The 14,187-nt window shown below is 67.2% G+C and carries 12 protein-coding genes; 2 read left to right on the top strand and 10 right to left on the bottom strand.

Annotated elements, in window-relative coordinates; genetic code table 11:
• Positions 1-90: 90 nt before the first annotated feature.
• The 6 genes from BLM15_RS09500 to BLM15_RS09475 form a co-directional block, all read right to left on the bottom strand.
• Positions 91-519, bottom strand: coding sequence for a lipocalin-like domain-containing protein (locus BLM15_RS09500; RefSeq protein ID WP_126112520.1), 429 nt, complete (start codon positions 517-519; stop codon positions 91-93).
• Positions 520-560: 41 nt separating this feature from the next.
• A complete protein-coding gene (locus BLM15_RS09495; protein ID WP_126112519.1) occupies positions 561-1,679 on the bottom strand; it encodes an NADH:flavin oxidoreductase/NADH oxidase in 1,119 nt (372 codons plus the stop codon).
• The gene (locus tag BLM15_RS09490; protein ID WP_126112518.1) at positions 1,679-3,175 is read right to left on the bottom strand and encodes an aldehyde dehydrogenase family protein; all 1,497 of its coding nucleotides are present in this window, start codon (positions 3,173-3,175) and stop codon (positions 1,679-1,681) included. The genes BLM15_RS09495 and BLM15_RS09490 overlap by 1 nt, the downstream gene beginning before the upstream one ends.
• Before the next feature lie 81 nt (positions 3,176-3,256).
• The gene (locus BLM15_RS09485; RefSeq protein ID WP_126112517.1) at positions 3,257-4,135 is read right to left on the bottom strand and encodes a carbohydrate ABC transporter permease; all 879 of its coding nucleotides are present in this window, start codon (positions 4,133-4,135) and stop codon (positions 3,257-3,259) included.
• A 10-nt stretch (positions 4,136-4,145) separates the two neighbouring features.
• The gene (locus BLM15_RS09480) at positions 4,146-5,168 is read right to left on the bottom strand and encodes a carbohydrate ABC transporter permease (RefSeq protein WP_126112516.1); all 1,023 of its coding nucleotides are present in this window, start codon (positions 5,166-5,168) and stop codon (positions 4,146-4,148) included.
• Between the two features lie 4 nt (positions 5,169-5,172).
• A complete protein-coding gene (locus BLM15_RS09475) occupies positions 5,173-6,489 on the bottom strand; it encodes an ABC transporter substrate-binding protein (protein WP_126112515.1) in 1,317 nt (438 codons plus the stop codon).
• 242 nt (positions 6,490-6,731) lie between these two features.
• Between BLM15_RS09475 and BLM15_RS09470 the strand changes: the two genes are divergently transcribed.
• Both BLM15_RS09470 and BLM15_RS09465 read left to right on the top strand, forming a co-directional pair.
• The gene (locus BLM15_RS09470) at positions 6,732-9,311 is read left to right on the top strand and encodes a N,N-dimethylformamidase beta subunit family domain-containing protein (protein WP_126112514.1); all 2,580 of its coding nucleotides are present in this window, start codon (positions 6,732-6,734) and stop codon (positions 9,309-9,311) included.
• 155 nt (positions 9,312-9,466) lie between these two features.
• Positions 9,467-10,003 (top strand): Lrp/AsnC family transcriptional regulator, encoded by a 537-nt coding sequence (locus BLM15_RS09465; RefSeq protein ID WP_126112513.1) that lies wholly within the window; start codon positions 9,467-9,469, stop codon positions 10,001-10,003.
• On the opposite strand, the gene meaB is transcribed toward BLM15_RS09465, so the two are convergent.
• From meaB to BLM15_RS09445, 4 genes are read right to left on the bottom strand one after another with little or no spacing between them, the layout of a single operon-like run.
• On the bottom strand, positions 10,004-11,053 hold the full coding sequence (meaB, locus tag BLM15_RS09460) for a methylmalonyl Co-A mutase-associated GTPase MeaB (protein WP_126112512.1): 1,050 nt from the start codon (positions 11,051-11,053) through the stop codon (positions 10,004-10,006).
• Positions 11,050-12,249, bottom strand: coding sequence for a thiolase family protein (locus BLM15_RS09455; protein ID WP_164547458.1), 1,200 nt, complete (start codon positions 12,247-12,249; stop codon positions 11,050-11,052). The genes meaB and BLM15_RS09455 overlap by 4 nt, the downstream gene beginning before the upstream one ends.
• A complete protein-coding gene (locus BLM15_RS09450; RefSeq protein ID WP_126112510.1) occupies positions 12,242-13,783 on the bottom strand; it encodes a class I adenylate-forming enzyme family protein in 1,542 nt (513 codons plus the stop codon). Before BLM15_RS09450 ends, BLM15_RS09455 begins: the two co-directional genes overlap by 8 nt.
• Positions 13,776-14,183 carry a cobalamin B12-binding domain-containing protein gene (locus BLM15_RS09445; protein ID WP_126112509.1) on the bottom strand — a complete coding sequence of 136 codons (408 nt, stop codon included), beginning with the start codon at positions 14,181-14,183 and terminating at the stop codon, positions 13,776-13,778. Before BLM15_RS09445 ends, BLM15_RS09450 begins: the two co-directional genes overlap by 8 nt.
• Positions 14,184-14,187: the final 4 nt, after the last annotated feature.

The following is a 14,187-nucleotide window of genomic DNA, read 5'->3' as shown; positions in this document are numbered from 1 at the left end:
GCTCACGCGCAGCAGCGATCGATCGCCCTGGCGGAGCATCGGATCCGCCGGGGCGTGGTTCAGTGATGTGTCGGTCCGCTCAGCGCGGGATCAGCGCACGCGATCCCAGATCAGCGTTGAGATCGTCAGCCGGCCGTCCCAGGGGCTGTGCGAGGGGCCGGCGATGATGGTCAGGGTGTCGCCTTCGAGCTTGAAGCGGCGGACCTGGTCGGTGCCGGACCAGGCCTCGTTCCAGGAGACCTCGACATGATGCGTCACGGTCTCGCCGGAGACCGAATAATGGCCGGCATAGGCGGTGAGACCCTTGAACAGGCCGAGCGCCTCCTCGTCGGTCGGGCCGAGACCCTTGGGCGGCGCCCGTTCCTCCGGCGCGTTGATGATCGAGAAGCGGCGGTCGCCGGTGTAGGTCAGCAGCCCCTGCGGATTGTCGCCGCGTGGATAGAGCACCTCGCCGGTCTCCGGCAGCTCCTGCCGGTGCGATTTCAGCCGCCAGGTCGAGATCAGGGCCTCAGGGATCATGTCGGTCTCCGCAACGGGTGAGTGTGAGGTCGCCGCCGGTCTCAGCCGGCGGCATGGGCTCGCGGGCGCAAAGTCGCGCCCTTCCAGAGCGAGGGATCGGCACCCCGGTATTGCGGCGGATAGGCAAGCTCGGCGCCGAGCGTCTCGGCCGCGTGCCAGACCCAGCGCGGGTCGTCGAGGAAGCCGCGCGCCAGCGCGACCATGTCGACCTGCCCCGATGCGACTGCTTCCTCCGCCATGCACGGATCGACGATCAGCCCGACGGCCTGGGTGACCATCCCTGTCGCCTGGCGCAAAGCTGCGGCCAGCGGCAGCAGATAGCCCGGCCAGGAGATGATCTTCTGCTCGCCGGAGAGGCTGCCGCGCGACAGGCAGACATAGTCGAAGCCGATCGCCTTGAGCTCGCGCGCATAGGCGATCGTGTCGGCGAGCGAGGCCGCATAGGTCGCATCTTCGGCGTCGAGTCTTGCGCCCAGCGCCTTCCGCGCCGGCCAGGCCTCGCGCAGCCGCCGCGCCACCGCGAGCGGGAAGCGCATTCGGTTATCGAGCGAGCCGCCATAGCCGTCCTGCCGCCGGTTGCTCTGCGCCGACAGGAAGGAGTGGAGGAGGTAGCCATGGGCGCAGTGGTATTCGACCACGTCGAAACCGATGCGGTCGGCCCGCCCGGCCGCATCGACGAAGGCCGCGGCGATGCGCTCCATGCCAGCTTCGTCGAGCGCTTCCGGCACGGCGCGCTTGTCGTCATAGGGCAGGGCGCTCGGGCCGAAGATCGGCCAGCCGCCTTCCTCGGGCTTGAGGCCGTGCCCGCCATCCCAGGGCATGTGACAGGAGCCCTTGCGGCCGGCATGGCCGAGCTGGATGCCGAGCGGCATGTCGCCGCCGGCATAGCGCAGCATCGTCACCACCCGGGCGAGCGCCGCCTCCTGCGCGTCGGTATAGAGCGCAAGACAGAGCGGCGAGATCCGCCCGGCCGGCTCGACCGCCGTCGCCTCCAGCAGGAGGAGACCGGCGCGAGACATGGCGAACTGCCCGAGATGGGCCATGTGCCAGTCGGAAGCGGCGCCATCGGGCGCGCTGTACTGGCACATCGGCGAGATGACCACGCGGTTAGGGAAGGTGACCCCCGCGAGCGTGATCGGCGAGAACAGCTTGCTCGGCATCAGGCGGTCCGCAGCCAGACCGACTTCACGTTCAGATAGTCGTTGAACTGCTGCATGCCGGATTCGCGGCCGTAGCCGCTGCGCTTGTAGCCGCCGAAGGGCATCGCCGGATCCATCATCTGGTAGCAGTTGATCCAGACCGAGCCGGCGCGGATCGCCTTGGCGAGATAGTGGGCCTTGCGCACGTCATTGGTCCAGACACCGCTGCCGAGCCCGTACATGGTATTGTTGGCGCGCCGTGCGACTTCCTCCAGATCGCTGAAGGGCAGGCTCGACACCACCGGCCCGAAGATCTCCTCCTGCGCGATCCGCATCTCGTCGCGGACGCCGGCGAAGACGGTCGGCGGGATGAAATAGCCGCTGGCGAGCTCGTCCTCGGTCAGCCGGCGCCCGCCGGAAAGCAGCTTGGCGCCCTCCTGCTGGCCGATGTCGAGATAGCTGGAAACGCGGCTGAGCTGCTGTTCGGAGACTAACGGCCCGATCTGGACCTCGGGGTCGAGGCTGTTGCCGACCTTCAGTGTCCGGCTGAAGGCGGCGACGCGCTCCATGAACTCGTCATAGATCTTGTCCTCGACGAAGAGGCGGGTGCCGGCGCTGCAGACCTGGCCGGAATTGCCGAAGCAGCCCATGGCGGCGCCGGGCACGGCGAGGTCGAGATCGACATCGGCGAAGACGATATCGGGCGACTTGCCGCCGAGCTCAAGCGTCACGCGCTTGAGGTTGCCGACCGAGGCCTGGACGATCTTCTGCCCGGTCTCGAAGGAGCCGGTGAAGGCGATCTTGTCGACGTCGGGATGGCCGGCGAGCGCCGCCCCCGCAGTCTCGCCGAAGCCGGTGACGATGTTGACGACGCCATCGGGCAGGCCGGCTTCGAGCAGGAGCTCGCCCATGCGCAGGGCCGAGAGCGGCGACTCTTCAGCCGGCTTCAGCACGGTGGTGCAGCCGGTGGCGAGGACCGGGCCGATCTTCCAGATCCAGGAGACCAGCGGGCCGTTCCACGGCGTGATCGCGCCGACGACGCCGACCGGCTCCTTCAGCGTATAGGTGACGAACTCGCCAGGCATGGAGTTGTCGACGGTCTCGCCATGCAACGCCGTTGCCATGCCGGCATAATAGCGCAGCAGGCCGAGCAGGCGCCGGCGCGAGGCGCGCGTGCGGCTGATCGGGGCGCCCATGTCGAGCGTGTCGATCAGCGAGAGCTCGTCGAAATGCTTGTCGACGAGGTCGGCGAGCTTGAGGATGACCTGCTGGCGGTCATAGGGCTTGAACTTGCGCCAGGGGCCGTCGAAGGCGCGCCGCGCCGCCGCGACCGCCGCATCGATGTCCTGCCGATCGCCCTCGGCGACGCGCGCCAGTACCTGGCCGGTCGATGGGTCGAGGGTCTCGAAGGTCTTGCCGGAGGCGGCATCGACCCAGCGTCCATCGATCAGCAGTTTCTTCGGTCCGCCTTCAAGGAAGGCGAGGTGCATGTCGGGTTGCCTTGGCACGATCGTCATCGGATCTGTCCTTTCGCGGATGCGCGGTTTTGAAAGGCCCGTCGGCGTGTCTTGCCAGCGACGGGCGGTCTCAGGGAACGATCAGCCCTTCACCGACCCGGCGGTGAGCCCCTGGACCATGTAGCGTTGGAAAACGAGGGCGAGGATCACTGCCGGAATGGCCGAGAGGAAGCCCGACGCCGCGATCACCGAGTAGTCGATATTGGCCTGGCCGAGCATGCCGGCGACGGTCGGCGGCAAGGTCGTGGTGCCCGGTTTCGAGTTCAGCACCTGCGCCACCAGGAACTCGTTCCAGCACAGCACGAAGGTGAAGGCGCCGGCGGCGACGAGGCCGGGTCCCGAGATCGGCAGGATCACCTTCACGAAGGCCTGCAGCCGCGAGCAGCCATCGACCAGCGCGCTCTCCTCGAGCTCGCGCGGGATGGTCTCGAAATAGGATTTCAGGATCCAGATCGTGAAGGGGAAGGTGAAGGAGCAATAGGCCAGAACGAGCCCGCTCAGCGTGTTCTGCAGGCCGAGCTGGCGCATGATCAGGAACAGCGCCGGCATCAGCACGACCACCGGCAGCATGCGGGTGAACAGGATGGCGTAGAGCGTGATCTTCATCACGGGGTGCTGGAAGCGCGCATAGGCGTAGCCGGCGCCGCTCCCGAGCACGATGTTAAGCGCGGTGACGATCAGCGTGACCACGACGCTGTTGCCGAGCGAGGGCAGGATCTGCGCCGACTGGTGCTGGGCGTGGAATTCGACCAGCCCGAAGATCTTGGCGTAGTTGGCAAAGCTCGGATTCGGCGGGAAGAGCGGCATCGGCCGGGCAAGCAGGTCGCGCTGCTCGCTGATGCTGCTGATGAACAGCCACAGGAACGGCCCGATCAGCCAGAGTGCGACCAGCGCGACGAGGCCGTAGAGACCCAGCACCGGCCAGAGCTTGCTGTGGTTGCGCGCGATGACGGTCGGCATGACGCTCCTCCTACTCGCTCTGGAATCTCGAGAGGATGAGGCGGTGATAGATCACGGTCAGCGCGACGCAGATCAGCGTCAAGGTGAACAGGATCGCCGTGCCTGGGCCGAACTTGAAGAAGCTGAAGGCGGTGCGGTAGCCGAGCCAGGTCACTGTCGTTGTGTCGTTGCCGGGGCCGCCCGAGGTCATCACATAGATGAGGTCGAGCATCAGGAAGCCGTTGACGGTCGCCAGCACCAGCACGAGGAACATCATCGGCCGCAGTGAGGGCAGGGTGATGTGCCAGAGCTTGCGCCAGAAGCCGGCGCCGTCGACCGAGGCCGCGTGGTAGAGATCCTGCGGGATCGATTGCAGCCCGGCGAGGAACAGGATCGTCGCGAACGGCGCCTGGTTCCAGACATAGACGACGATCAGCACGTTGAGCGCGGTGAAGCCGTCGCTGAAGAAGGAGAGGTAATGGTCGATCAGGCCGAGCCGGTAGAGGATGCCGTTGATCGCGCCGAAATCGGCGTCGAGCATGCCGAGCCAGAGGATGCCGACGGCGATGCGCGACATCGACCATGGTACCAGCAGCATCGCCCGCATCAGCCCGCGCCCGGCGAAATGGGCGTTGAGCACCAGCGCCATGGCAAAGCCGATCACCACCGCCTCGATCACAAACAGCGCGACGAAATAGACGGTGCGCAGCAGCGCTTGCCAGTAGAGCGGGTCGGACAGGACCTTGCTGTAATTGGCGAGCCCGGTGAAACGGTAGAGCGGCAGCCGCATGCCGAAGATGGTGATCGCCGTGCCGCCCGGCCGCAGCAGGTCGACCTCGGCGAAGCTCAGCCAGACCGAATAGACCAGCGGCAGGAAGACGATCAGCAGGATCACCAGCAGCGCCGGCGAGACCAGCGCCGCCGCGAACCAGCCCTCGGACTGGACGGCTTGCCGGTTCTTGCGCGCGAACCAGCGGGTTCGCGCCGGGCCGGAGGCCGAAGCCTCCGGCTGGAGCGCGAGATCATCAGGCCGGCCGGGATCGAGGGCGGTCATCCGCTCAGGCCAGCGATTTGTGCAGGGCGACGAGCGCCTTGATCGTCTCCGCGACCGACAGGTTCTTGCGGATCATGTCGTGCAGGATCGTCACCGAGCGGGCGTCGTATTCCGGATACCATTGCTCCTTGAAGGCGCCGCTGACCTTGCCCTTGTCGTACTGGGCCCGCAGCGTCGGCAGGTCGACCCAGTTGGCATAGGAGGCGACGACGGCCGGCTCCTTGTAGAGGTCGGGGTAGACGTTATCGAGGCCCGAGCCGATCGCCCATTGCTGCTGCACATACCAATCCTTGTGCAGGTTGCCGCCGACGAACTGCATCAGCTTCCAGGCGCTCTCGATCGACTTGGTGTTGGCGTTGAGCACGTAGGAATCGGTCCACATATACGTGCTGCCGACCTTGCCCGGATAAGGCGTCATCTTCGCCTTCTTCGGCGCGAGCAGGGATTCCTTGGTGTCGCTGGCGATCGTCTGCAGATAGTTCGAGATGTTGCTGTGATAGGCGTAGCGCCCGGTGAACATCATCCGGTGCACGTCGGTCGAGGACGGCTTGGTGAAGATCTCGGGCGTGACCAGGCCGAGCGCATAGACCTTCTTCCAGCGCTCCAGCACCTGGGCCACCGCCGGATCCTGATCGATCACCAGCTTGTTCTTGGCGTCGAAGACGGTCGCGCCCTCGGCGAAGCAGTCGGTCAGGAACTGCGGCGTCGTACCGGTGATCGTCGGATTCCAGTTCGGCAGGTAGGGATACTCGGCGATCTTGTCCTTCTTCAGCTTGACGCATTGCTCGACCAGCTCGTCGAAGCTCGCCGCCGGCTTGTCGAAGCCGCCCTGCTGCAGCATCGGCTCGTTGTGCATCAGGATGTAGAGGTTGACGAAATAGGGCAGCGCGATGAGCTTGCCCTCCTTGCTCAACAGGCTTTCGAGATTGGCCGGCATCATCGCCCGCTTCAGCTCGTCGGCCCCCGGCAGATCGTCGAGCGCGCGGATCAGCCCCGTCTGCGCCCAGCGCTCCCGGAAGGTGTGGAAGCAGTACATCACGTCGACAATGTCGCCGGCGAAAGCGCGTGATTCCAGCGTCTGGTGGAATTGCGGCCAGGGCAGCGTTGAGTAGCTGACCGTCTCGCCATAGGTCTTGTTGTAGAAATCGACATAGCCCTGGACCATGTCCGGCCGGAAGGTCCAGCCAACGAAGTTGATCGGCGCTGCCGCCTGTGCGGCGCCGAAGCGGCCGGCCCCTGACAATGTCGCTGCCGAAAGGGCGCCCGCTCCCGCCATGAGCTGCCGCCGGTTGATCGAACCCGTCCTGCTGAGCGTCTCCATGTCGTCCTCCCCGGACCGGCGTTGGTCGCCGTTACCGCGACATTAGCGACGTGATTGTGCTCATTCAACAGAAATATCGTTCTTATATTGCGCTTTATGCGAAATCATGAAACCAGTTAGGCGTTTTCGGCGAGCAAGCCTCCGCGTATCGGCGGATTCGGTCAGGTTGGGCATGCGCTGGTCGCGCTGGCGGAGCCCGGGCCTGCCGGGCAGATTGCCGCCACGGGGAGTGAAGGCCTGCGATGTACGAGATCGATCCCTCGCGCCTGGACCTGGCGCATGAGTTCCGGCGCCGCCCGCTCGGCCATCACAGCCCCGAACTCCAGGCGGTGCTCGACCGGATGCGGAGCGCGCCGATCGAGGGCAAGCACTGCCTGATCGTCGAGACCCCTAGGGCGCGCTGGCTGCTGGCGCGGATGACCGGCAATCCCTTGCGGCCCGTGCCCGTGCCCGACGTCGTCTTCACCGATCTCGCCGAGGCCGAATGGACGGTCTTCAAGCTGCGCTGGCACGCCATGACCGGCCACGATCTGGCCACCACCCTGGGCGAGCTCGCCATTCCGGAGCCGCCGGTCGACGGGCCACCGCTCATCGTGCCTGATCCGGCCAGGGCGATCCTCGCCTATGCCGACCGGATCAGCGCCGCGCCGGGCGACAGCATCGCCTTCAAGGTGAGCACGCCGGGGATCGCCGGCTATCGCGCCGATATCGTCCGCCTGCGCGCACCGCAGACCGGCCGGGGCGGGGAGGGTTATCGCGAGACGGAGATAGCCTCGCCCGCGAGCGGCGATTATCCCGGCGGCGAGCAGAAACTGCGACTCGGCTCGTACATCGAATTGCCGTCGCTGCCCGTGCCGCTGGAGAGCTTCAGCCTGCAGGTCCTGGCCTGGCCCACCCTGATCGGCAAGCAGCCGCGGGCGCTGCTCGGCGCCTGGTCGCAGCGCTCGAAGCGCGGCTTCGGGCTCTATCTCGATGCAGATGGCGCATTGGCGCTGCGGCTTGGCGATGGCACTGATGTCGTCGATATCTCGACCGGGATCGCCGTGGCGGAACGGCGCTGGCATCTGTTCTCGGCGAGTTTCGACGCCGCCTCGCGTCGGATCGAGCTATCACAATGCCCGCTGGAGGATCACAGCGTCCATACCGGCCGGGCGGCTTCAGTCACGCGCGACATCGCGATCCTGCCGGCGGCTCCGGATACGCCGCTGCTGATCGCAGCCTGGTCTGATGCGAGCGCCGACGGAATGGCGCCTGGCGCCCATTACAACGGCAAGCTGGAGGCGCCGCGCCTGTTCGCGCAGGCGCTTTCGCGGGAACAGCTCGACCAGCCGATCACGGTCGAAAAGGCTGGCAAAGCGCTGCTCGCTGCCTGGGACTTCTCGCAGGAGATCGGCTCCGACCGCATCATCGATCGCGGGCCACACCAGTTGCACGGCCGGACGGTCAACCTGCCGACCCGTGCCGTGACCGGCCATAACTGGGACGCGGCCGAGATGGACTGGAAGCGGGCGCCGCAGCAATACGGCGCGATCCATTTTCATGACGACGACATCGACGATGCCCGCTGGCAGACGAGCTTTGTCTTCATGGTCCCTGAGGACTGCCAGAGCGGCATCTATGCCGCGCGCCTGCGCGGCGAGGGCGCAGAAACCCATGTCCCGTTCTTCGTGCGGCCGCCACGCGGAAGGCGCACCGCCAAGGTCGCCTATCTCGCGCCGACCGCGACCTATACGATCTACGCCAACAACAAGGCGCGCTTCCTCGCGTCCGGCACTGAGATGCTGCGTGGGCATCTGCTCGACTTCGACGTCACCGATATGCAGCTGCTGCACCATCCGATCGGCCTGTCGACCTATTGCGTGCACAATGACGGCAGTGGCGTCTGCTACGGCACGCGCCTGCGGCCGATGACCAACTTCCGGCCGAAGGGGAGGCTCTGGAATTTCTCCAGCGATCTCTTCGTCGTCGATTGGCTGGAGGGGATCGGCTGCGACTACGACGTCGTCACCGACGACGATCTGCACCGCGAGGGCGCGGGCCTGCTCGATGGCTACCGGGCCGTGCTGACCGGATCGCACCCCGAATATGTCTCGCTGGAGATGATGAACGCGCTGGAGGGCTATCTGAAGGGCGGCGGCCGTCTGATGTATCTCGGCGGCAACGGCTTCTACTGGCGCGTCGCTTATCACCCGCACTCGGATGGGATCATCGAGGTGCGGCGGGCCGAGGATGGCACCCGCGCCTGGCATGCGGCGCCCGGCGAATACTATATGAGCTTCACCGGCGAATATGGCGGGCTCTGGAGCCGCCAGGGCCGCTCGCCGAACACGCTGGCCGGCGTCGGCTTCATCGCCCAGGGCTTCGACGCCTCGTCCTATTACCGCCGGCGCCCCGAGAGCCGCGATCCGCGCGCCGCCTTCATCTTCGCCGGCATCGAGGACGAGATCCTCGGTGATTTCGGCCATCTCGGCGGCGGTGCCGCCGGCGACGAGATCGATGCCTGCGACGTCAGCGCCGGCTCGCCGCCGCATACGCTGGTCCTGGCCTCCTCCGAGAACCACACCAACGCCTTTCACATGGCGAACGATGCGGTGCTCGTTCCGAACGGCGCGACCAACGCCTTGCAGAGCGCCCGCATCCGCGCCGACATGGTGTTCTTCGAATGCCCCTCCGGCGGTGCCGTGTTCTCGACCGGCTCGATCGCCTATGTCGGCAGCCTCGCGCACAACGGCTACGACAACAACATCTCGCGGCTGACCCGGAACGTGCTGGAGCGCTTCTTGGATCCCACCCCGTTCGCCATGCCTGGCAAGGGCGGATGAGGAGATTGCGCGATCCGGCCTGAGCTCGGCGCAATCCCGGCGTTTCCGCAATTCGAGGCGGTCAATTCGGCTCCTTTCGGCAGCGCAGCAATTGCGGCCCGCGCGGCCGCCTCCTATGGTTTTGCGATTCGAGTACGCAATTGCAGGAGAAGCGGGTGGCGGCTCTGGACGAAATCGACGTCGGCATCATCAACCTCCTGCACAAGGATGCCCGCGCTCCCGCCAAGTCCATCGCCGAGGCGCTCGAAATCCCCGAGTCGACCATCCGCAACCGCATGGCGCGTCTGGTCGAGTCCGGGGTGATCGAGTTCGTCGCCCTCTCCAACCCGCTGCAACTCGGCCATTCGGTCTGGGTGATGATGGAGATCGAGGTCGAGACACGCCGGATCAGGCAGGCCGCGCGCGAATTGTCTGCGATCCCGGAGATGTATTTCGTCTACATCACCACCGGCGGCTTCGACATCTTCGCCGGCGCGACCTTCTCCGACAACACCGAGCTCGTCGACTTCGTCACCAACCGGCTGTCGCAGGTCGAGGGCATCGTGCGCGTCAACACCCGCACCATCCTCGAGGTGCACAAGCGGGCCTTCAAGTTTATGCCGAAGCCTTCGGTGATGCGTCCGAGCAAATCCGCCCGCGAGCAGGTCGCGAAGGTCGAACCGGCGCCGAAGAAGACGACCAAGACGCGCTGATCAGCACGATGCGCCCCTGACTAGCTCGGCCACTGCCTCGGTTGGGCTCGTATCGCTGGCGAGGACGCGCTCGATGCTGCCGGCAAGCGCCTCCGCGGCGTGCCCGGCGCCTCGCAGATAGGGCTCGATCAGCGCCGAGCCGAGGGTCCGCAGCATCTGCGCCCGGATACGACTGTGCCGGCGCTGCGCGAGTCGTCCGCTTTCGCTGCACCAGCCAAGGAAGGCGTCGACCGCCTCAGCGAGATCGGGGACACCCTCGCCGCTGCGAGCGCTGACCAATTGAACGGGAGGGCGCCAGAGCGTGCCGTCACTGGCCGGATCGCCATGGCGCCGCAGCACGGCGAGGCGGCCGGGCGAGCAGTTCGGCTGTGCCGTCGTCACGGCCGGGTTGGCCAGGTTGATGCCGGGCGCGCCGGCATAGGCCACGCCGATCGCGCCGTTGATCTCGGCGGCGGTCGCCTTGGCGCCGGGCAGGTCGCCCTTGTTGACGGCGTAGACGTCGCCGACCTCCATCAGCCCGGCCTTGGCCGCCTGGATGTCGTCGCCCAGGCCCGGCACGAAGACGACGAGCGTGCAGTCGGCGGCGTCCGCCACGGCGATGTCGGCCTGGCCAGCGCCGACCGTCTCGATCATGACGCGGTCGAACCCGGCCTCGTCGAGCAGCGCGACGATATCGCAGACCGCCGCGCTGAGGCCGCCGCCTTCGCCGCGCGCCGAGATGCTGCGCAGATAGACGCCGGGCAGGTCGGAGCTGCGGTCCATGCGGACGCGATCGCCGAGCACGGCGCCGCCGGAGAACGGGCTGGACGGATCGACCGCGAGCACCGCGATGCGCTCGCCGGCACCGGCCCAATGGGCGGTCAGCGCGTCGACCAGGGTCGACTTGCCGGCGCCTGGCGGACCGGTCACGCCGATTACACTAGCCTTCGCCGGAGCTCGGTAGGCACCCGAGAGGACCTCCTCGTAGCCATCAGCACGATCCTCGACCGTGCTGATCGCACGCGACAGCCGGCGGACCGTCCGGCCGTCGAGCGCTCCTGCGCCGCTCATGCACCGACCTCGATCAGCAGGGCGTCGCCCTGGCCGTAGCCGCCGCAGATGGCGGCGGCGCCGCGCCCGCCGCCGCGCCGCGTCAGGCCGTTGACCAGCGTCATGGCGAGTCTCGCGCCGCTCGCGCCGAGCGGATGGCCGAGCGCCACGGCGCCGCCATGGCGATTGGTCCGGGCGCGCAATTTCTCAGCCGCTCCAACATCGCCATCGGCGAGGCGCAGCGTGCTGACCAGCGGCGTCGCGGCGAAGGCCTCGTTGATCTCGATCAGGTCGAGATCGGTGACCGGGCGCTCGGCCTTGGCGAGCAGCCGGGCAATGCTGATCGCCGGCGTATAGGAGCCCGAGGTCGGCCCGTCCGCAACCTGGCCGTAATGGGTGATCTCGGCGAGGATCGGCAAACCGCGCGCGTCGGCAAGCCGGCGCGAGACCAGCAGCAGGAAGGCGGCTCCGTCATTCAGCCCGGGGGCGTTACCGGCGGTGATGGTCTCGCTGTCATAGACCGTCCGCAAGGTCGCGAGCTTCTCGCGCGAGCTGTCGCGGCGCGGGGATTCATCCGAGGCGATGCGCTCATTGCCGCTCTTGCCGGGCAGGTCGAGCGGGATGCGTTCGGCCTCGAAATAGCCGGAGGCTTCCGCTGCGAAATAGCGCTCATGGCTGCCGGCTGCCCAGTCGTCCTGCGCTGCGCGGTCGATGCCGTGGCTGAGTGCTTCGCGCGAGGTATAGGCCGCGATCGCAGCGTCGACCGTCGGCGAGCGCAACAGCAGCGGATCCTCGGCCGTGACGGCGCCGAGCGGCTTGTTACGCCGGCGCGGCCAGAGCAGCGGCGTCTGGCTGAGATTGTCGACCCCGCCGCAGATCACGGCATCGGCGAAGCCGAGGCGGATGTCGCGCCAGCCGAGGCCGATCGCGCTCATGCCGGAGCAGCAGGCGCGGTCGATGGCGAGCGAAGGCGTCTCCTGCCGCAGCCGCGACAGCAGCACCGCCTGCCGCGCAGGGGTGAAGGCGGCCGAGGCGATCATGCCGACGCCCATATAGAGTGCTTCGATTGACATTGGCTCGAGCTCGGTCCGGTCGAGCACCGCATCGATGGCGATGGCGGCGAGGCGTGGTGCGAAGATGTCGGCGAGGGCGCCGCCGAAGCGGCCGAACGGGGTGCGCGCGAAGGCGGTGACGATGACGTCGTTGCCGTCAGACATGATCGTTCTCGCGCTCCGGTTCGGCGAGGCGCTGGCGCAGCAGCTTCTTGTCGACCTTGCCATTGGCGTTTTTCGGCAGCGTCTCTTCGATCAAAATGCGTTTCGGCGTCTTGAAGCCGAGGATGGCGCGGCAGCCGGCGCGCACCTCCTCCGCCGACAACTCTACACCCGGCACCGGCGCGACGAAGGCGATGGCAACCTCGCCCCAATCAGGATCGGGCATGCCGAGCACCGCGGCCTCGGCGACATCAGCGAGGCTGGTCAATACCGCCTCGACCTCCTGCGGATAGATGTTGAAGCCGCCGCTGATCAGCATGTCCTTGCTGCGCCCGGTCAGCGTCACCAGCCCGTCCTCGCTGACCCGGCAGAGATCGCCCGACCAGAGCCAGCCGTCGCGCAGCACCTTCGCCGTTTCCTCCAGCATGCCCCAATAGCCGCGCATGACATGGTCGGCGCGCACGGTGAGCTCACCGATCTCGCCGTCCGGCACGGGCGTTCCGTCGGGTGCACGGGCGACGATCTCGACGAAACTGTAGGGCCGGCCGATGCAGCCGATCCGCGGCGCGCCGTCCGTGTCGAAATGGTCTTCCGGCGGCAGGAAGACGCAGGTCATCATCGCTTCGGTCAGCCCGTAATTTTGGGTCAGGATCGGCCCGAAGCGATCGAGCGCCTTTTCCAGCGTGTTGCGTGGGATCGGCTCGGCGCCATAGCCGATGAAGCGCAGCGATGAGGTGTCGATCTTGTCGATGTGCGGGTGGTTGACGATGCGCGTCAGCACCGTCGGCACGCAGGTGAAGGCGGTGATGCCGAGCGCCGGGATCGCATCGAGCAGGGTATCGACGCCGGAGATGAGCACGCTGGTTGCGCCGCGCAGGAACCAGGGCGCGAAATAGGTGCCGCTGGCATGGGTGAGCGGGCCGATATGGGCGACGACGTCGTCCCGGCGCATGTCGCGGTCGAGCAGCATGTTGCGGGTCACCGCCAGCCAGTGGCGGTGTTCCAGCATCACGCCCTTCGGCCGACCCGAGCTGCCCGAGGTGTAGTTGATCGAGGCGAGATCGTCCGGTGCCGACAGGCGATCCGCCAAGGTGGTCGCGGGCTGGAGCAACTTGGCGAAGTCGGGGCCGCCGCTGGCCGGGCCGCCATCGACCGCGCAAAGCCAGAGCGACTGCCCAGCCGGCAGGAGGGCTGCGGTTTCCGCATCGTGGAAGACGGCAGCCGCATCGCAATCGGCGAGGATCGCCGCGGCCTCGACGCTGGTCAGCCTTGCGTTGAGCGGCACGCGCACCAGCCCGGCGCGCTCGATCGCGCTCTGCAGCATCAGATATTCCGGCCGGTTGGCCATGAAGAGCCCGACCCGCGCCCCGGCCGGCAGACGCTGCGCGAGATTGCCGGCGAGGGTAGTCGCGATCGCGTCGAATTCGCGGAAGGACCAGCGCCGCTCGCCGGCGATCAGCGCGATACGCTCGGCAAAGCGCTGCGCTGCCCGGCGCATCAGCTCGGGGAGGGTGGGCGGTGCGCAAGGCTCAGTCATGGACGGTCTCGGCCATCAGATAGTCGACGATCTCGGCGATCGCGGTGCCCGATAGGAAGACGCGCGAGACGCCCGCCTTGCTGAGTTCGGGGATGTCTTCCTGCGGGATGATGCCGCCGGCCATGATGCGGATGTCCTCCGCCCCATTCTCGTCGAGCAGGCGGCGCAGGCGCGGCAACAGAGTCAGGTGGGCGCCGGAGAGGATGCTGATCCCGATCCAGTCGACGTCCTCCTCTACGGCGGCACGCGCGACCTGTTCGGGCGTGCGGCGCAGCCCGGTGTAGATCACCTCCATGCCGGCTTCGAGCAGGCCGCGGGCGACGACCCGCGCGCCGACATCGTGGCCGTCCAGGCCGACCTTCGCCATCAGGACGCGGATCTTGCGGTTCGACAGCGTCATCGGC

Source organism: Bosea sp. Tri-49 (genome assembly GCF_003952665.1).
Classification (GTDB): domain Bacteria; phylum Pseudomonadota; class Alphaproteobacteria; order Rhizobiales; family Beijerinckiaceae; genus Allobosea.
This window is presented reverse-complemented; position numbering and strand designations above follow the sequence as displayed.